Raw genomic sequence first — 19225 nt, forward strand, 5'->3', positions numbered from 1 at the left:
AGATTAATTACAGGCTTTCTCCAATAATACGTACTTCTGGTTCAAGCCTAACACCAGAATGATCTTCTACAGTTGTCACCACATGGGCAATCAAGTTTTCATAATCTTGAGCAGAACCATCTGCTACGTTAATCATAAAACCAGCATGCTTTTGCGAGACCTCAACCCCACCAATTCGGAATCCTTTAAGGTCAGCTTCCATAATTAATTGGCCAGCAAAATAACCTGGTGGGCGTTTGAAAACAGAACCACAAGATGGAAATTCCAAAGGTTGCTTGAGTTGGCGCAAATGATTTAAGCGATTCATTTCTTGACAAATACTGTCATAATTGCCAGGTTTTAAAGCAAACTTGGCTGAAATCACAATATCACCACTGGTCTGAATAGCAGAATGACGATAGCCAAAGGCCATTTCTCTTGCCGAAACGGTTTTGATCTCTCCTTTTGGAGTCAGTATTTTAGCTGATAAAAAGATATGAGAGATTTCACCACCGTAAGCACCAGCATTCATAAAAACAGCTCCGCCAATACTTCCTGGAATCCCACAAGCAAATTCAAAACCTGTTAGACTATGAAAGCGTGCAATTTTAGTGGTCTCAATCAGATTAGCACCAGCTTCTGCTTCCAAGGTATAGCCATTAAGGCGAACGGTTTTTAGCTTGTCAAACATAATGACAAAGCCCCGAATTCCCCCATCTCTAACAATCAGGTTACTGGCATTACCAAGTACCATCCATGGGATTTGATGATTATTAGCATAATGAACCAAACGCGACAATTCATACTGATTTCTAGGAAATGCTAGAAAATCAGCTGGGCCACCTACCTTAGTATAGGTGTAATGTTTTAGGGGTTCATTGTCACGAATATCAATCCCTTCAAGTTCAGCAATCATAATAGTCTTCTTTCTTATATCACTTCTCATACGAGTCAAAAAAATCGGCAAAGAGCCAATATCATTATATCAAATTTTGACAAAACTTATCTAACTAAAATTCCTTAATTGGCTTTTTACTTAATGAGAAATTCTAGATAAAAATCATAGAAAAAGACTTAGTCAAATGCCTTCTTGTACCATTTGACGTCACTCTGATTTAAATCCTTCAAATATAAGGAAAGCTCAGTCATAAGTGGGGGCAAAGTCAGTTTCGGATTGATTTCTAAAAGCGGAATCAGTACAAATGACCGCTGCGTCATATAAGGATGAGGAATCGTGAGGCTCTCAATCTGCTCAATCCTATCACCAAAAAGTAAAATATCAATATCAATGGTTCTTGGTCCCCATTTTTCATGACGAACCCGACCCAAATCTCTTTCGATAGCTTGCGTAGCTTCTAATAAAGCATCTGGACTTAAAGATGTTTCTAACTGACAAGCCATGTTAAGAAAATCAGCCTGATCTTCTTTGCCCCAAGCAGCTGTTTCATACAAAGAGGATTGCTTTATCAACTCTGTCTCTCTGATTTGTGATAGTTCTTGGATAGCTTTTTTAAAATAAGCCTCCCTATCCCCCATATTTGCTCCTAAACTGAGGTAAACACTAGTCATCGTTTTCTCTCCAATTCAATACCGACAGCCTTATAATGGCCTGCAATAGGTGGATTTTCCTTTTTGACAGCAACCTTAATGGCTTGAATGGGCGGAAATTCTTGGAACAAAGCCTCGCAAATAGCTCCTGCTAAGCGTTCAATTAAAGTAAATTTCTTAGTCTCAACCAAGTCTCTAACGGTTTCAAAGACCATTCCGTAATGAACCGTATCCTCTAGTTGATCAGAAAGAGAGGCTGCCTTCAAATCAACCGATAATTCTAAATCCACTCGAAAAATTTGACCCAAACGTTGCTCTTCCTGGAAAGCACCGTGATAACCATAAAAACGACAATTTTCTAAGAGTATCTTATCCATTTTTCCTCACATTAATTGACCCAAAACAGCTACAATCTCTTTATTGGCAGCAACATTATGAACCCTGACTATTTGACAGCCCTTATTAATAGCGTAAGCAGACAAAGCTGCAGTGGCACCGTCTCGATCTTTTGCCTTAGTCTGTCCCCCTAAAAGTGCATCAACAACACGCTTTCTTGAAATCCCAAATAAAACCGGATAGCCTAACTGACAAACTTGGTCAAGGCCTTTCAAAAGAGCCATATTTTGAGCGACATTTTTAGCAAAACCAAAACCAGGATCAATCCAAATATTTTCCTTAGCAACTCCTGCTTCAAGTGCTGCCTCAGTTCTTTCTTTTAAGAAACGACAAACATCTTGAGTAACATTTGTATAGACTTCTTCTTCTTGATTGTGCATTAAGATAATAGGAACTTGATATTGTGCAGCTAAAGCTAACATATCTCCATCATATAAGCCTGCCCAAACATCATTTAAAATATCTGCGCCAGCTTCTAAAGCAGCTCTTGCTGTTGGGGTTTTATAGCTATCAATACTGACTAAAACATCATACTTTTCTTTGATGGCTTTAATAACAGGAACGACGCGCTTAATTTCTTCTTCCACGTCGACAAATTGATGTCCCGGTCGTGTTGATTCTCCGCCAACATCAATGATTTTAGCACCTTGGGAAATCATTTTTTCTACTTGATCTAGAGCTTTCTCGATAGACAAGTATGATCCCCCATCTGAAAAAGAATCGGGAGTCACATTTAAAATACCCATAATGGCAGCATTACCATCAATAACGTGTTTTCCAATTTGCATACTATTTCTCCTAACGATGAAGGATTAAATCCATAATGTCACGACGTTCTTCTCTATTTTCTTTATAGAGACCCCTAGCTGTAGTTGTAATGGTCTTGCTTCCAGGTTTTTTGATTCCCCTCATGGTCATACACATGTGCTCAGCTTCAATCATCACAAACACTCCTTTGGGATTAAGCGCCTCTACCAGAGCATCGGCCACTTGAGACGTTAAACGTTCTTGCAGTTGCGGCTTTTTACTGGCAACCTCTACAGCTCTTGCTAGTTTACTTAAACCAGTCACTCGTCCATCACTTGGTAAATAAGCGATATGTGCTTTGCCATAAAAAGGAACTAGATGATGTTCACACATGGAATAAAAAGGAATGTCCTTGACAATAACCACATCCTCATGGTGCTCTGTAAAAACAGCTGTAAATTCTTCCTTGGGATCTTTTTCAAGTCCTGAAAACATTTCGGCATACATCTTGGCAACACGCTTAGGTGTGTCCAGTAAACCTTCACGATCAGGATTTTCTCCAATGGCTTCTAAAAACTGATAAATGGCTGCTTCTGCTTTTTCTTTGTTAATAGACAATGGTCTTCCTCTTCTTTTTTTCTACTACTTTAAACAAGGACAATTACAGGTGTTCCTTTTTCCAATACTGTCTCACCTCTGAGATGAAATAAAGTGAACCCGTGATGATGAAAAAATCATCTTCATCTGCATCCGCTGCTCTAGCAATAAAGGATCTAAAATCGTCAAGTTTTCTATAACGATCAGGGTATTTTGCTATTGGATAAGCATTAGGATAATGGAAACTGGTCACTTCAAGCTCTCCAATCTCTTCTAACTGTGATAACATATCAGCAATAGGTTTGGTATCAATGGCTCCAAAAAGAATGTGTTTTTTCTTGTTGGCGTATTTACTTTTTAACAGTGCCACCAAAGCTGCTACACTTTCCTTATTGTGAGCCCCATCAATCATGAGATTTGGGGCAAGTAATTCGGTACGGCCCATCCAGTAGCTCTTTGATAAACCAATTGTTATCGCTTCTTTAGATAGCTTAGGGTACTCTTTTTTTAGCAAGAGACTAGTCATAATAGCTAGCGCTGCGTTGGACTCTTGATGTTGACCTGGCATTGCCAACTGAAGCTCACTAATATCACCTAAGGAACTGGTAAACTGATAACTTTCACCACTTTTGGTTAAATCAAAAGCTTCTTGCCATTCCCATAGATTAGCCCCAACTTCAGAAGCCTTGTCATGAAAAACAGCTCTTGTACTTTCTTCCTGAACAGCTATAATTAAAGCTTCTTGGCCTTTTAAAACCCCTGCTTTTTGTGCTGCAATCTCAGCATAAGTATCACCTAAAATGGTTTGGTGATCAAGTCCTATTGAAGGACATACCACTGCCATAGCCTGAAAAACATTGGTAGAGTCGTACAATCCACCAAGTCCCGCTTCAATCACAGCAATATCAACAGGATGCATCTCACCAAAATAAAGAAACATGATTAAGGTAATGATTTCAAATTCTGTCGCCTGGCCAAAATCTGTTTCAATAGTGAGGCGTTCAACTAAAGGTCGAATCCGATTAGCAGCACTGACAATAGCTTCTTTTGAAATCATATCACCATTGACACTAATGCGCTCTCTAAAATCCATAATATAGGGTGATGTAAAAGTCCCTACTTCATAACCAGCTTCCGAAAAAATATGTTGTAAATTATTAACTGTCGAACCCTTACCATTGGTTCCAACAACATGAATAGCTTTGAGTTTTTCTTGAGGATTTCCTAGTTGATCAAGGACCCAAAGCATGCGCTCAAGCCCTGGTTTAATCCCAAATCTCAACTGTCCGTGAATCCAGTCTAGCATCTCTTGATAAGTCATTAGTCACCTCACAAAATCTATAACTAGTATACCACATTCCACCTAAAGTAAAAGCTAGGAAGCCACCCTTAGATGGATTTTTAACCCCTCAAAAATTTACTGACGTTACCAGTTTAAACGAAATAGCTACTTATTTCTAATGGACTTATTAGGGAAATTTTTAGCCAGAAAGCTAAACTCTTTAGAAAAAGTGTTACAATAGAGTGAGAAAAACATAAGGAGTATCCGATGAAAGAACGAAGCAAACGACGCCACAAAAGAAAATTCTTCACTATTCTCAATTCCTTACTGCTTTTAGCTTGTGCTATGGGAATTGGAACAATTATCTTTTTATATCAGGGACATCGCCATTTTAGCCTTCCCAATTTTTCGCAAAACACGTTACAAACAGCCTTTGCTTCCAAGTCCTCTCCTAAAAAAACGACTAAACCAAAGGTTACAGCTGAACAAAAAGACATTACCAAAAAAGAAGAAAGCCTTCAATGGGCTAAGCAAGAGCAAGCCGTTCACATCCCCATTTTAATGTATCATGCTGTGCATGTCATGGCACCAGAAGAGGCTGCTAGCGCTAATTTAATCGTAGATCCTGCCCTTTTTGAAAGTCAGCTTAAAGCAATGACAGAGGCAGGTTACTATTTCTTAACGCCAGAGGAAGCTTACCGAGCACTTAGCCAAAATGAACTACCCGCACAAAAAGTGGTTTGGCTAACCTTTGATGATAGCATGATTGACTTTTATAATGTCGCCTTTCCACTGCTTAAAAAATACAAAGCCAAGGCCACCAATAATGTCATTACTGGATTAACGGAAGCCGCTAGCCCTGCCAATTTGACGCTAGAACAAATGAAAGAGATGAAAGCTTTTGGTATGTCCTTCCAAGACCATACGGTCAACCATCCTGACTTATCACAATCAAGTCTTGATCAACAAAAAGCTGAAATGAAAGATTCGAAAGACTACCTCGATAAGTCCTTACAACAAGAAACGATTGCCATCGCTTATCCTGCCGGTCGCTATAATGACAATACCCTTACCATTGCACAAGAGCTCAACTATAAGCTTGGTGTCACCACCAATGAAGGCTTGGCAAGTGCTCAAGATGGTCTTCTTTCTTTAAATCGACTTAGAATTCTTCCAACAACCACTGCCGAAGCTTTACTATCAGCTATGTCTCACCAATAAAGAAAAACTCAAGTTACCCCTTTGCTACCTTTAACAAAGTGGATAAACTTGAGTTTTTTGATGTCATTAAAATCATGCCTTAAACCATTCCATGATATATTCCCACCAGGATTGCACAAGAGATGGTTTTACAGCGATAGCTTCTTTTGCCTTAAGTGGGATAGCTTCTCCTTCTTTTAGAAATCTAACACTAACATCCTGGTGTTTTAGTGGCAAAAGAGAAGAAACAAGCTGACCTTTTGTCACAGGAGCCTGAATAGATTTTGACGACAAATTCATATCAGTTATCTTTGGAAGCTTCTCTCCTTTTTGAACGACTACCTTAAAATCCTTTTGGGGAATCAGTGATACATGGTCTTTTTTGCCATCAATGACAGCTAATTCTTTTTGAGAAAGCGCCTTATTTTTAGTTACTAACTGATAAGTCCTGTACTCCTCTTTAATATAGTTAAGAAGCTTATCTGTTTCTTCAAAACGAGCAGCAGAATTTTGTTCAGAATGGTCTGTATTCATTAGCACAGTGATGACTCGCATGCCATTTTCAACAGAGCTAGCTACCAAACAGTGCCCCGCTTTTTCTGTTGTACCAGTTTTCAAGCCATCCACTGAGGATCTAGCATGTGGCATTCCAGGCAACAATTGATTAAAGGACTTAACTGTTGTCCCGTCAAAATCAATCTGTGCTTGTTTAGTAATTTCAAGCACTTCTGGAAAATTTTCTACAAGATGCATGGCAATCAAAGCCACCGCTTCTGCACTTAACTCATTTTCATCATCAGGACCAGAACCAGGATAAACGGAAGACCCCAGTAGCTCATTTGGCAAACCCGAGGCATTAACCAGTTTAAAATCTTCTATATGCCATTTTACTAATTGCTCTTTCATTTGATTCACAAAGGCTGCTTCACTTCCAGAGACATGATCAGCAAGCGCAATTGCCGCACTATTAGAACTGGCAACCAGACAAGCTGCCAAAAGATCCTTCAAGACATAGTCACGTTTTTCAAAGGGAACATTACTTAAGCTAGCATCAGAAGTTAATCCATAGGCGTAATCAGAGATGGTAACCGAATCAGTCAACTGAACGTCGCCTGAAGCCACTTTCTCCAATACGAGATAAGCCGTCAATAATTTTGTTAAAGAGGCAATAGCAGCTCTTTTTTGTGCTTCTTTTTCATAAAGCACTCTTCCTGTCCCTACCTCTACGGCAATAACATGCTTAGCACCGACTTGAAACTCATCAGCACCTACCTTTGGCATAAATCCAAACGATAAAACTAAGACCATACCTAAACATAGTAATTTATTGACTAAAAATCCTTGCATCCATACTCTTTTCATAAGAAGTATTATATCAAATTCAGCTGCAATTGTTAAAACAATATTTTCCTAGACAGCACTATGTTACTATATTCAAAAAATAACTAAAACCCCATACTTTCCATTTTAGGAAAATATGGGGTTGATAGATGTAATGAAGAAAACTTACTTCATTTTATCTTTGACATGATCAAAAGCGTCCTCTACTGCTTCTTTAGCTTCCTCAGCCAGTTCTTTTCCCTTAGCAAGCGTTTTTTCCATAAAACCTTTAGCTTCAAGTTCTTTATCACCCGAAACCTTGCCTGCACCTTCTTTAAGACCACCTTTGACTTGCGCGAGCTTTGCTTTTAGTTTTTCTTCTGACATAAGAAAACCTCCTTTTTCTTTTATACTAGCACTTAAGAAAAAACATAGCAAGTAAAAGGAAAATAGAATCCCAAAACTCACTCTAAGTGAGGCTGAAATTCTTGACGTAGTATTCCCATCAAACAAGAGTCATGATAAGAACCATTTAAAAAACAGGCATTTCTTCGTTTACCCTCTATTGTAAAACCAATTTTTTGATAAAGGGAGAAAGCCTTATAGTTGTAGACATAGACCTCCAGTTCATCTTTTTGCCAGTGATAAACATTGAAGGCTAATGATAAAGCTTTTAAAGCAGCCTCCTTAATTTAAACGATAAATAATAAATAGATATTCAAAACAAAGGGTTATAATTTTCTTAACTGAATTTGATTGCCATTTTTTGTTGACAACAATAGCATTTCATTCATCTAAGAGTATCTTCCGATTTTCATATATCATACAATTACTTAATCATTCTAAAGCGTCATTCCCGCAGTACAACAAAAATACTAAAACTTTTGATACAATCAAACCATTCTTGAACTATTCTAAAAACTACGACACCCTAATTAGTTTTCTAACCGTATTGGCTGATCGTATGGTTAGGCTATTTGCAACTGAGCTATTTATGGTTCGTGACCACCACTTGGTCTTTTGATACTTTTCACGATTAAAAGACCAAAAATATCATTTTTTTCGTTTTGTATTTTCTCTAACTCAATTTTAGGTTGCCCTAAAACTTCAAAAACCTCACGAAACGTTGCAGGCGGGATGATAAAGATGATATTATCATAAATAGCTTTGTCAGCAGTTCCCCACCAAGGAGGCGCACACTCCAGTATAGCTTCTAAATCTTTAACTGATATAGGAAATACTGGAATAGTAAGTCCAAAATTAGTTTTTATCATCATCTCAATTTGGCTAATTAGGGTATTTATATCCGTTTCCCTACTTGGAAAAACAACATTTCCAGTATTCAAATAGGTTTTAATATCAAAATAATTTAGTGAATGGAATGCTTCTTTTAATTCCGACATTGGAATCTTATTTTTTCCATTAATGTTAATTCCTCTAAGTAATGCAATATATCTATCCATTTTTCTAGACCTTCGAATTACAAACTATTCTAAATCCATTATAGCAAATAATCAAGGTTGAACTTATCATTTCTAAAAATTAAAACCACAAAAACACCCCCACAAAATTGTGAGGGTGTTTGTAGGGAAAATTCAAATGAATTATCCCATTTTTAATCGCCTTAACTTTAAGGAAAAGACTTTAAAACTAGGCTTTCACCTTTAAACAATCAGTAAATGATTATTTAAGAGTGATTGTTGCTCCAGCTTCTTCAAGTTTAGCTTTAAGTTCTTCAGCTTCTGCTGCAGAAACGCCTTCTTTAACGTTAGCAGGTGCTCCGTCAACAAGACCTTTAGCTTCTTTAAGTCCAAGACCAGTGATTTCACGAACTGCTTTGATAACGCCAACTTTTTTGTCGCCAGCAGATGTCAATTCAACGTCGAATGAATCTTTAGTAGCTTCTTCAGTACCACCAGCAGCTGCAGCAGCTACAGGAGCAGCTGCAGTTACACCAAATTCTTCTTCGATAGCTTTTACAAGATCGTTAAGCTCAAGGATTGAAGCTTCTTTAATTTCAGCAATAATGTTTTCAATGTTCAATGCCATTGTGATTTCCTCCAAATATATGATTTAAATTAGTAATGATAACCTTAAACGGCTACTTTCAAAGGGATTATGCAGCGCCTTCTTCTTTGCTTTCTGCAACAGCTTTGACAGCGTATGCAACGTTGCGAACTGGTGCTTGAAGTACAGAAAGAAGCATAGATAGCATTCCTTCGCGGTTTGGCAATGTAGCAAGTGCTTGGATTTCTTCTTTAGAAGAAACAGCGCCTTCAATAGCTCCACCTTTGATTTCAAGTGCGTCAGCAGTTTTAGCAAAATCGTTGATGATTTTTGCTGGAGCAATAACATCTTCATTTGAAAATGCCACTGCAGATGGTCCTACGAAAAGTTCTTTCATTTCATCAAGACCTGCTTTTTCAGCTGCACGAGACAAAATTGAATTTTTTATAACTTTAAATTCAACACCACTTTCACGAAGTGAACGGCGAAGAACAGTATCTTGATCAACTGTAAGTCCACGTGAATCAACAACAACAATACTTGCTGCTGCTTTCATCTTTTCAGCAACTAAATCAACCTGTTCAGCTTTTTTAGCAATAATTGCTTCACTCATTAGTTTACCTCCGTAATTATTTTTTGGTTAGGTACAAAAAAAAACGCACCTAAACCTAGACACGAAAGTACAATACGTTATTTCTTTAATGACGTTTTGTGCCTCGGTAGGAATATTATGAGCAATGCTCCCCTACTGTCTTAGGTCAGTTTTTTTCAAAACCTTAATCAGTATATCTTTTTGTCAGTCATCTGTCAATACTTTTTTTAAAAAAACAATGTGATCCACTGCTTTTTGTTTGACCTTTACTAACCTTTGTTCTATAATAGTCTTAGAAGGTTGATTAGCAAGAATGCCATCAGTCATCGCTTCACTTTAGTTGCCTTAGTTAACCTTCTAAAAAGCATCCTATAAAAGGATTGCTTATTCTAAGCATAAACGAGGTATATACTATGACAAACTATTACGGAAAAGAACCTTTTGGAAACATGGATGATATTTTTAATCAACTCATGGGAAACATGGGCGGCTATCGTACTGAAAATCGACGCTACTTAGTGAATGGACGAGAAATGACCCCTGAAGAGTTTCAGCAATACCGCCAAACAGGGACATTAAACACGAGTACTTTGCAAGAACAAGGTCAAAAAACAAGTTCATTACAAAAAGATGGTATCTTAAGTAAGTTAGGAACCAATTTAACGCAAGAGGCTCGTCAAGGTAAACTTGACCCAGTAATTGGTCGTAATAAGGAAATTCAAGCTACAGCTGAAATTTTAGCCAGACGGACTAAAAATAATCCTGTTTTAGTAGGAGATGCTGGTGTTGGGAAAACTGCTGTTGTAGAGGGTCTTGCTCAGGCTATTGTTAGTGGAGATGTCCCAGCTGCCATCAAAAACAAAGAAATTATCTCCATCGATATTTCTAACTTAGAAGCCGGAACACAATACCGTGGCGCTTTTGAAGAAAATATCCAAGGACTTATTTCAGAAGTTAAAGAAGCTGGTAATATTATCTTATTTTTTGATGAAATTCATCAAATGCTAGGAGCTGGTTCCACTGGTGGTGATTCTGGCTCAAAAGGCTTGGCTGATATCCTAAAACCAGCTCTCTCAAGAGGCGAAATAACGGTTATTGGTGCTACAACTCAAGACGAGTATCGTAATACGATTTTAAAAAATGCTGCTTTAGCACGACGATTTAATGAAGTTAAGGTTAATGCTCCCTCTGCTGAAGATACCTTCCATATTTTAATGGGTATACGAAATCTTTATGAAAAACATCATAAGGTCATCTTGCCTGACAATGTCTTAAAAGCAGCGATTGATTATTCTGTTCAATATATTCCACAGCGTAGTTTGCCAGACAAGGCCATTGACCTGGTAGATATGACTGCTGCTCATTTGGCTGCTCAACATCCTGTTACGGATTTAAAGACGTTAGAAACAAGCATTGAGCAAGAAAAGATGAAGCAAGAAAAAGCTGTCGAAACAGAAGACTTTGAAAAAGCCCTTGCTGCTAAAAGCCGTATAGAAGAGCTTCAAAAACAGTTAGACAATCATGATCAAGAACAAAAAGTAACAGCTACCATTAATGACATTGCTGAGTCTGTTGAGCGTTTAACTGGTGTGCCTGTTTCAAATATGGGAAGCAGCGACCTAGAAAGATTAAAAGAAATTAACAATCGACTTAAAGGTCATGTGATTGGTCAAGATGGTGCTGTTGAAGCTGTGGCACGCGCCATTCGTCGTAACCGTGCAGGCTTTGATGATGGTCATCGACCAATCGGATCCTTCTTATTTGTTGGTCCTACAGGTGTAGGTAAAACAGAGTTAGCGAAACAACTTGCTTTAGACCTCTTTGGTTCTAAAGATGCTATTATTCGTTTAGATATGTCTGAATATAGCGATCGTACTGCGGTTTCAAAATTAATTGGTACGACGGCTGGTTACGTTGGCTATGACGATAATAAAAACACCCTCACCGAGCGTGTACGTCGTAACCCTTATGCCATTGTCTTACTAGATGAGATTGAAAAAGCTGATCCACAAGTTATTACTCTTCTTTTGCAAGTACTTGACGACGGTCGTTTAACAGATGGTCAAGGCAATACTATTAATTTTAAAAATACGGTAATCATCGCTACTTCTAATGCCGGCTTTGGTTTCCAAGAAAGCCATGGTGAAGATAACCAAAAAATCATGGATAGAATTGCTCCCTATTTCCGACCTGAATTTTTAAACCGCTTCAATGGTGTCATCGAATTCAATCATCTTAAAAAAGACGATTTAGAAGAAATTGTCAATCTCATGCTAAGCGAAGTCAATCAAACCATTGCTAAAAAAGGTATTCAACTTGAGGTTACAGATGCTGCTAAAGCTGAACTAATTGAATTAGGTTATGATCACGCAATGGGTGTACGTCCTCTAAGACGAGTCATCGAACAGGAGATTCGCGACCGCATTACAGATTACTATCTTGATCATCCTCAGGTCAAAAACCTAGTTGCCGATTTAACAAACGGTCAAATTAGCATTGACGAAAAGAAATAAACCTAACCTTAGATAACTAAAAAGAGCCTGTCTTTTTCTGGATACACCAGATTAGACAGGCTCTTTTTGATTCGTAATGTAAAAGGTTAATTTTTCTTCACCTAACAATTCAAGTCTTCTTCCATATTTAATATAGTCGAAATAACCGATTCCTTCGATGGTTTCTTTGGAAAGGTAAGAACTATATTTAGGTAATTCTTTAATATCAATGGTACGTAAGATACGGTTAACCCTTCCTTTTAGCACTACTGCTGATAAGCGTCCAGATTTTCCATCATATTGACCACCAATATTAGTAGCTACCTTGCTCAATGCTTGATCTAAAAGTTGTTCTAGCTCACTAAAACTGGGAAGACTTTCTTCTACAACTTTTTGCTCATCAAGACTCAATTGGTCAGAAGATGTCTCATTAGGATTTAGCGTTTTGAGTAGTTCTTTTTTCTGATACTCCAAAATATGATTGATGAATGCCATTTTATCAATTTGGGTACGAAAGCTTAGAGTAACCTTATTCCCCTTGATCTCTAAGAGCATTTCAGGTGTCTTAAGCAATTTCTCATCAATAGAAAAATTTCCGTTAAGTCCCGCTATTTTTTTTGCAAATTCGTCACCTAATTTCTCATCAATAGTTGTGGATCTCCATACCCCATCAATGGAGCTATTGTTATATCTAAACAGAAATAAGGTTACAAGCATAGCAAGTAACAGACATAAAATAACAGAGGCATTACATAAGTTTGAAAAGCTTCTTTCACTTTTTTTGCCCTGGCCTTTTGCTACTAGTTTCATCATCATCTCCTTAATATTAGATAGTAGCATTTTGTAATTAACCAGTCAAGAAAATTCTATATTCTATTGTGGTTAAAAAACACTCTCTCAAGAGAATGTTTCAAAAAATAATGGTGAATATCATTATAATTGGTCTAAAATAGTGTCCCAAGACTCATCAATACCAATACGATCAACCGAAGAAAAGAGAATAAAGGAATCTGTTTTATCAAAGTTCAATTTCTTTTTAATCATTGATTCATGCTTGTCCCACTTCCCTCGTGGAATTTTATCAGCTTTAGTTGCTACAACAATGACGGGAATCTCATAATACTTCAGAAATTCATACATTTGAATATCTTCTTTAGATGGCTCGTGACGAAGGTCTACAAGACTAACAACTGCACGAAGATTATCTCGTGAAGTCATGTATTCTTCAATCATTTTTCCCCATCTTGCTCGTTCCGTTTTGGACACTTTAGCATAACCATAACCAGGAACATCGACAAATCGTAATTTATCATCAATGTTAAAAAAATTTAGCAACTGTGTTTTACCAGGCTTGCTAGAGGTACGCGCCAAATTTTTACGGCCTAATAAAGTATTGATAAAACTTGATTTTCCTACATTAGAACGACCTGCCAGTGCAATTTCTGGCAAGTCATCTTGAGGGTAATGCGATTTATTAGCGGCACTAAGTAAAATCGAGGCGTTATGTGTGTTTAAAAACTGTTCTTCAGACATAGCGTCTCCTTATGCTGTTTCTAAAATGGGTTTACCTAAGCCTTCAACAGCTTCTTTTGTAATACGAACTTTGGTAATCTCTTCTTGGCTTGGTACTTCAAACATGATATCTAGCATGGTTTCTTCGATAATTGATCTTAGACCCCTAGCACCTGTCTTACGAGCAATGGCTTTAGTTGCAATTGCCTCAAGCGCTTCTTTATCAAATGTAAGTTCTACACCATCATATGACAGTAAGGCTTGATACTGTTTCACTAAGGCATTCTTAGGCTCTGTTAAAATATTAATCAAATCATCTGTTGTCAGTTGCTCCAATGCCGCTACAACAGGCAAGCGACCAATAAATTCAGGGATAAGTCCAAATTTTTGAATGTCTTCAGAGATAATTTCCTGCATATAAGAGGCACTGTCATCAATCTTACGACTATTTTGACCAAAACCAATAACTTTTTCACCCAATCTTTGCTTAACAATATCTTCAATGCCATCAAAGGCACCACCAACAATAAACAAGATGTTCTTGGTATCAATTTGAATCATTTCTTGATTAGGGTGTTTACGACCACCTTGAGGAGGGACACTAGCAACGGTCCCTTCAATAATTTTTAGCAAGGCTTGCTGGACACCTTCTCCTGAAACATCCCGTGTAATCGAAACATTTTCGCCTTTTTTAGCAATCTTATCGATCTCATCAACATAGATAATCCCACGCTCAGCACGCTCAACATTATAATCTGCTGCTTGAATCAATTTAAGAAGAATATTTTCAACGTCTTCTCCCACATAACCTGCTTCGGTTAAAGAAGTAGCATCTGCAATTGCAAAAGGAACATTTAAACTTTTGGCTAAGGTTTGAGCTAAGAACGTCTTTCCTGATCCTGTTGGTCCAATCATCAAAATGTTTGATTTTTGTAAATCAACATCTTCATCTCGACTCTCAGTAAACGAAACACGCTTATAATGGTTGTAAACAGCTACTGAAAGCGCACGTTTAGCGCGCTCTTGACCAACCACATATTGGTTTAAAATAGCTAATAACTCTTTTGGTTTTGGCACTTCAGCTAAGTCAGCTAGGACTTCTTCTGCTAGTTCTTCTTTAATAATCTCTTGTGATAAGGCAACACATTCGTCACAAATAAAAACGTTATTGCCTGCTATAATTTTTTTGACTTCATCTTGGCTCTTGCCACAAAATGAGCAATGTACCTTGATATCGTTAGTACGATTTCCTGCCATGATTCCTCTAACTTTCTCTTATCGATCTTTTTAAAATAATGTGCCATAAAAGGCATGAATGGTATTGACTAGATTAGTAAAGGCATTTAGTAAGAAAACAACTCCTAATCCATAGCGATTTTTTTTGAAGGCGGGGATTGCACATAGAATACAAATCGCACACAAAAAAGCCGTAAATACCCCAAAAATACTACGCTGCATCACTTATCATCTCCCTGCTTTAATCATGTCCTAGTATAGTCACTGTAAAATCATAAGGATTTTTATCATCTTTAGGATAAAAGATTTCTTTTTCCTTAACAAAGTGACTAAGCTCTAATTGAGGACGATAAGTATCTCCTTGAAAACGATGGTGAACAACTGTTTTAATAATACGATCAAAATGACCATCAAAACTTTCTAGAACTTGGCTACCACCAATAACATAAAGAGATTTTTCTTGAGCATGATACCACTCTAAGACCTGCTCTAAACTAGTTACAGTTACAACTCCTGGTACAGGATAAGTCTCGTCTCGTGTCATGACAAGGGTTTGACGATTGGGCAAGAGACGGCGCTGCATCCCTTCAAAGGTAACTCGTCCCATCAAAATGGCTTGATTTAAGGTGGTTTCTTTAAAGTGTTGGAGTTCTTTTGGCAAGTACCAAGGTAATTTACCATCTACACCAATAAGGCCTGACTGATCTTCTGCCCAAATGGCTATTATTTCCTTTGTCATCTCTATTTCCTTCAATTTGAACTTTCTTTATTTTATCAAATTTTCGATTAAAATGCTCACAAAAAAATCCGTCTCAAGCCCTATATAGCAAGGTCAAACTTTAATTGTGGTTTGACTGGTTGATACTCAAGCAACTCAAAATCTTCTGGCTTGATATCAAAGAAATTAGTACCATCAGGTACATTTAAAACTAGTTTTGGCTGACAATCAGAGGCTTCTCGCTTGAGCAATTCATTGGCTTGGGGAAACTGATTATCATAGATATGAAGATTATTGACAAAGTAGAAGAATTTACCAACTTTCCAACCAAAGTGTTTAGCAATCATCATCTGCAAGGCAACATATTGCATAGCATTAATATGATGTGCTACCAACATATCATTAGAGCGTTGAGTTAATGTCGCATCTAAATAAAGCTCGCCATCTACTCGTCTAACATCGAACATGGTTTGAAAAGCACACGGCAAAAGCCCTTCTGTCTCTTCAAAGGCTTCATAGTCCCATAAGGAAATGACATTACGACGATTCCATGGATTATCCGCCAATTGCTTTAATAGTTTTTCAATAATCTTGTGCTTTTTCACAATGGCTCCATAACGTTCGCCAATTGTTCTTGTTTGACCGACTTCCCATTCATTCCAATAATGAACCTGATACTTATTTTCTAAAAGGTCAAGGCTATTACTTTGGTCTTGATAAATCCAAAACAGCTCCTTAATCGCGGATTTGATTGGAATAGGGCGTAAAGTTGTGATAGGAAATTCCCCTTTTGATAAGTCGTATTCAGCAAAAGAACCCGTGATATATTTGGAATTAGCTGTTTTCCCATCTTTGTATTTTGGTCTTGCTTGTTCGCTAAAGACACCCTCATCTATTATTTTCTTAATATTAGCTTTAAATACGCGATCTGCTTTTGTCATGTCAAAACCTTCCTAAGAGCATACTTCTTACTATTTTATCTAATTTTTGATGAAAATACCAGAATAAAAACCATTTTGTCTTTTATTAGCACCAATGTGGTCAAAAAGTCTCTGGCTTGATTTAGATTAAATCGACTAATTTTTTTGTAAAATATGATAAAATGGATGAAGCTAGAAATTAGAATAAATAAGAAGGACAATTATGATAATTGGAATTGATAAAATTGGCTTTGCAACTAGTCAGTATGTCTTAAAAATGGAAGATTTAGCTGACGCACGCCAGACAGATCCAGCCAAATTCAAAAAAGGACTCCTACTAGACTCTTTGAGCATTAGTCCTATTACTGAAGACATTGTGACTTTGGCTGCTTCAGCAGCAGATGACATTTTAACAGAAGAAGATAAACAAGAGATTGACATGGTTATTCTGGCAACAGAATCCAGTATTGATCAATCCAAAGCAGCAAGCATTTATGTTCACCACTTAATGGGAATTCAGCCTTTTGCTCGCTCTATTGAAATGAAGGAAGCTTGCTATAGCGGTACTGCTGCTCTTGATTACGCCCGATTACACGTTGCCCTCCATCCTAAATCACGGGTCTTAGTAATTGCCAGCGATATTGCCAAATATGGTATTGCTTCAAGTGGAGAGCCCACTCAAGGAGCGGGCAGTATCACCATGTTAATCACAGAAAATCCTCGTATATTGGCTTTAAACAACGACAATCTTTCTCAAACACGGGATATTATGGATTTTTGGCGGCCTAATTATACTGATACTCCTTTTGTCGATGGCCTTTATTCAACCAAGCAGTATTTAGATTCCTTAGAAACCACTTGGAAAGTTTATCAGGATAGAGAAAAAACAGACCTTAATCACTTTGATGCTTTTTGCTTTCACATTCCGTTTCCAAAATTATCCCTAAAGGGCTTAACAAAGCTCATTGAGGACACCGAAGCCCTACCTCTCCAACAAAGGGATAAGCTTTTAGAGGCTTTTGAAGCCTCCATTAGTTATAACCGTCAAATTGGGAATATCTATACTGGTTCTCTTTACCTCAGCTTCCTCTCTCTTTTAGAAAACAGTGCTAATTTAAAAGCTGGCGATAAAATTGGCTTCTTTAGCTATGGGTCTGGAGCTGTCAGCGAGATTTTTTCAGGAAACTTAGTGCCTGGTTACCAACAGATGCTTAAAAAAGATCGCCAAAAGCAATTGGACCAACGCCAACTTCTCACTGTTGATCAATACGAACGTTTGTTTTATGAAGAAGCTTCACTTGATGACAATGGGGATGCCTTATTTAATCGCTATCTGACTGGCAAATTTGCCTTAGTAGAAATCAAAAACAATCAACGAATTTATCAAAACAATGACAAAAGATAATCTAAATTGGACAGGATTTTATAAAAAAAGTCTTGAAGAACGACTCCAACTCATTGAAGAGCAAGAACTTTTAGGTCAAGATGACTTTACTACTCTTCAGCAAGATAAGCTCTTGCCTCTTAGCACAGCTAATCAGATGACAGAAAATGTATTAGGCAGATTGGCTTTGCCTTTTAGTTTGGCTCCTGATTTTTTAGTGAATGGCAAATCCTATCATGTTCCTATGGTCACCGAAGAACCTTCTGTTGTAGCAGCAGCCTCTTTTGCAGCCAAATTAATTGGCCGTTGTGGTGGCTTTTCCGCAAAAGTACTTAATCGACAAATGATTGGGCAAGTAGCTCTTTATGATATTAAAGCGATGGAAAAGGCTAAACAAGCTATCCTATCACATCAAGAAAGTCTCTTATCACAAGCTAATGAAGCCTACCCTTCCATTATGAAGCGAGGGGGCGGCGCTAGAACTCTTCATGTCGAAGAAAAAGACGACTTTTTAATTGTCTATCTAGCTATTGATACGCAAGAAGCCATGGGAGCTAATATGGTCAATACCATGATGGAAAGTCTGGTTCCTGACTTAGAATCTCTGAGTCAAGGGCTAAGTCTTATGGCTATTTTATCCAACTATGCTACAGAATCCTTGGTTCAAACAACTTGTCGTATCCCCATACGTTATCTCAACCCAGAAAAAGAACAAGCCCTTTTACTCGCTAAAAAAATGGTCTTAGCCAGTCAATTAGCTCAGGTAGATCCTTACCGAGCAGCTACTCATAATAAAGGGATTTTCAATGGTATTGATGCAGTGGTTATGGCTACTGGTAATGATTGGCGAGCTATTGAAGCTGGAGCGCATGCCTATGCGGCTAAAGATGGCCAATATAAAGGCTTAAGTCAGTGGACCTTTGACGAGGCCAACCAAGAGCTAGTTGGTCAGCTCAGTTTGCCTATGCCTATCGCAACAAAAGGAGGCTCTATTGGTCTCAACCCTACTGTTTCTGTTGCTCATCGCTTCCTTAACAATCCTTCTGCCAAAGAGTTAGCTCAAGTGATTGTTTCACTTGGCTTAGCTCAAAATTTTGCAGCTCTTAAGGCTCTGACTTCCTCTGGTATTCAAGCTGGACATATGAAGTTACAAGCCAAATCACTGGCGCTTTTAGCGGGAGCTAGTGAGAAAGAAGTCAAAGATTTGGTTAAACTATTGCTGAATCATAAACCTATGAATCTCGAAAAAGCAGAGAATCTGCTCAAGTCTCTTCGTCAAGACAAATAACAATAAA

Annotated in this window: 21 protein-coding genes and 1 other annotated feature; of the genes, 4 read left to right on the top strand and 17 right to left on the bottom strand. The window is 37.7% G+C overall.

The features are described 5' to 3' along the window. Nucleotides 1–7: 7 nt before the first annotated feature. From murB to STRIC_RS06765, 6 genes are all read right to left on the bottom strand, one after another. A complete protein-coding gene (gene murB / locus STRIC_RS06740; RefSeq protein ID WP_008088927.1) occupies nucleotides 8–895 on the bottom strand; it encodes a UDP-N-acetylmuramate dehydrogenase in 888 nt (295 codons plus the stop codon). A gap of 158 nt (nucleotides 896–1053) precedes the next feature. After that, the gene (folK, locus tag STRIC_RS06745) at nucleotides 1054–1548 is read right to left on the bottom strand and encodes a 2-amino-4-hydroxy-6-hydroxymethyldihydropteridine diphosphokinase (protein ID WP_008089505.1); all 495 of its coding nucleotides are present in this window, start codon (nucleotides 1546–1548) and stop codon (nucleotides 1054–1056) included. Then, nucleotides 1545–1904, bottom strand: a complete 360-nt coding sequence (gene folB / locus STRIC_RS06750; RefSeq protein WP_008089127.1) for a dihydroneopterin aldolase — start codon at nucleotides 1902–1904, stop codon at nucleotides 1545–1547. The genes folK and folB overlap by 4 nt, the downstream gene beginning before the upstream one ends. A gap of 6 nt (nucleotides 1905–1910) precedes the next feature. Further along, nucleotides 1911–2711, bottom strand: a complete 801-nt coding sequence (gene folP, locus STRIC_RS06755) for a dihydropteroate synthase (protein WP_008088715.1) — start codon at nucleotides 2709–2711, stop codon at nucleotides 1911–1913. Between the two features lie 10 nt (nucleotides 2712–2721). Next, the gene (folE, locus tag STRIC_RS06760) at nucleotides 2722–3288 is read right to left on the bottom strand and encodes a GTP cyclohydrolase I FolE (protein WP_008089444.1); all 567 of its coding nucleotides are present in this window, start codon (nucleotides 3286–3288) and stop codon (nucleotides 2722–2724) included. A gap of 43 nt (nucleotides 3289–3331) precedes the next feature. Continuing rightward, on the bottom strand, nucleotides 3332–4588 hold the full coding sequence (locus STRIC_RS06765) for a bifunctional folylpolyglutamate synthase/dihydrofolate synthase (RefSeq protein WP_008088955.1): 1257 nt from the start codon (nucleotides 4586–4588) through the stop codon (nucleotides 3332–3334). Between the two features lie 228 nt (nucleotides 4589–4816). Here STRIC_RS06765 and STRIC_RS06770 point away from each other — a divergent pair, with 228 nt between their 5' ends. Then, nucleotides 4817–5770, top strand: a complete 954-nt coding sequence (locus STRIC_RS06770; RefSeq protein WP_008088725.1) for a polysaccharide deacetylase family protein — start codon at nucleotides 4817–4819, stop codon at nucleotides 5768–5770. Nucleotides 5771–5842: 72 nt separating this feature from the next. Here STRIC_RS06770 and pbp3 read toward each other — a convergent pair whose 3' ends face one another. The 6 genes from pbp3 to STRIC_RS12895 form a co-directional block, all read right to left on the bottom strand. Beyond that, entirely contained in the window at nucleotides 5843–7111 is a 1269-nt protein-coding gene (gene pbp3 / locus STRIC_RS06775) for a D-alanyl-D-alanine carboxypeptidase PBP3 (protein WP_234944199.1), read from the bottom strand. A 144-nt stretch (nucleotides 7112–7255) separates the two neighbouring features. Further along, nucleotides 7256–7456 (bottom strand): CsbD family protein, encoded by a 201-nt coding sequence (locus STRIC_RS06780; protein ID WP_008089059.1) that lies wholly within the window; start codon nucleotides 7454–7456, stop codon nucleotides 7256–7258. 605 nt (nucleotides 7457–8061) lie between these two features. Beyond that, the gene (locus STRIC_RS06785; protein ID WP_008088995.1) at nucleotides 8062–8532 is read right to left on the bottom strand and encodes a DUF1697 domain-containing protein; all 471 of its coding nucleotides are present in this window, start codon (nucleotides 8530–8532) and stop codon (nucleotides 8062–8064) included. A 220-nt stretch (nucleotides 8533–8752) separates the two neighbouring features. After that, entirely contained in the window at nucleotides 8753–9118 is a 366-nt protein-coding gene (gene rplL, locus STRIC_RS06790; RefSeq protein WP_008089303.1) for a 50S ribosomal protein L7/L12, read from the bottom strand. 67 nt (nucleotides 9119–9185) lie between these two features. Beyond that, nucleotides 9186–9689: a 50S ribosomal protein L10 gene (gene rplJ / locus STRIC_RS06795; RefSeq protein WP_008088956.1), complete on the bottom strand. Its 504-nt coding sequence runs from the start codon at nucleotides 9687–9689 to the stop codon at nucleotides 9186–9188. A 28-nt stretch (nucleotides 9690–9717) separates the two neighbouring features. Then, nucleotides 9718–9852 (bottom strand) — a sequence feature (ribosomal protein L10 leader region). 20 nt (nucleotides 9853–9872) lie between these two features. Continuing rightward, the gene (locus tag STRIC_RS12895) at nucleotides 9873–9995 is read right to left on the bottom strand and encodes a hypothetical protein (RefSeq protein WP_008089019.1); all 123 of its coding nucleotides are present in this window, start codon (nucleotides 9993–9995) and stop codon (nucleotides 9873–9875) included. 86 nt (nucleotides 9996–10081) lie between these two features. Between STRIC_RS12895 and STRIC_RS06800 the strand changes: the two genes are divergently transcribed. Next, a complete protein-coding gene (locus tag STRIC_RS06800) occupies nucleotides 10082–12181 on the top strand; it encodes an AAA family ATPase (protein WP_008088895.1) in 2100 nt (699 codons plus the stop codon). 51 nt (nucleotides 12182–12232) lie between these two features. Here STRIC_RS06800 and STRIC_RS06805 read toward each other — a convergent pair whose 3' ends face one another. The 5 genes from STRIC_RS06805 to STRIC_RS06825 form a co-directional block, all read right to left on the bottom strand. Next, entirely contained in the window at nucleotides 12233–12970 is a 738-nt protein-coding gene (locus STRIC_RS06805; protein WP_008089474.1) for a hypothetical protein, read from the bottom strand. A 123-nt stretch (nucleotides 12971–13093) separates the two neighbouring features. Then, nucleotides 13094–13693: a ribosome biogenesis GTP-binding protein YihA/YsxC gene (gene yihA / locus STRIC_RS06810; RefSeq protein ID WP_008088926.1), complete on the bottom strand. Its 600-nt coding sequence runs from the start codon at nucleotides 13691–13693 to the stop codon at nucleotides 13094–13096. Between the two features lie 9 nt (nucleotides 13694–13702). Beyond that, nucleotides 13703–14929 carry an ATP-dependent Clp protease ATP-binding subunit ClpX gene (gene clpX, locus STRIC_RS06815; RefSeq protein ID WP_008089266.1) on the bottom strand — a complete coding sequence of 409 codons (1227 nt, stop codon included), beginning with the start codon at nucleotides 14927–14929 and terminating at the stop codon, nucleotides 13703–13705. Nucleotides 14930–15149: 220 nt separating this feature from the next. After that, entirely contained in the window at nucleotides 15150–15647 is a 498-nt protein-coding gene (locus STRIC_RS06820; RefSeq protein WP_008088788.1) for a dihydrofolate reductase, read from the bottom strand. Between the two features lie 80 nt (nucleotides 15648–15727). Next, nucleotides 15728–16567, bottom strand: a complete 840-nt coding sequence (locus tag STRIC_RS06825; RefSeq protein WP_008088771.1) for a thymidylate synthase — start codon at nucleotides 16565–16567, stop codon at nucleotides 15728–15730. A gap of 202 nt (nucleotides 16568–16769) precedes the next feature. On the opposite strand from STRIC_RS06825, the gene STRIC_RS06830 reads away from it, so the two are divergent. Together STRIC_RS06830 and STRIC_RS06835 are read left to right on the top strand one after the other, a co-directional pair. Then, nucleotides 16770–17951 (top strand): hydroxymethylglutaryl-CoA synthase, encoded by a 1182-nt coding sequence (locus STRIC_RS06830; RefSeq protein ID WP_008088942.1) that lies wholly within the window; start codon nucleotides 16770–16772, stop codon nucleotides 17949–17951. Beyond that, on the top strand, nucleotides 17938–19218 hold the full coding sequence (locus tag STRIC_RS06835; protein ID WP_008089216.1) for a hydroxymethylglutaryl-CoA reductase, degradative: 1281 nt from the start codon (nucleotides 17938–17940) through the stop codon (nucleotides 19216–19218). The genes STRIC_RS06830 and STRIC_RS06835 overlap by 14 nt, the downstream gene beginning before the upstream one ends. Nucleotides 19219–19225: the final 7 nt, after the last annotated feature.

Origin of the sequence: Streptococcus ictaluri 707-05 (assembly GCF_000188015.2) — a bacterium.
Taxonomy (GTDB): Bacteria; Bacillota; Bacilli; order Lactobacillales; family Streptococcaceae; genus Streptococcus; species Streptococcus ictaluri.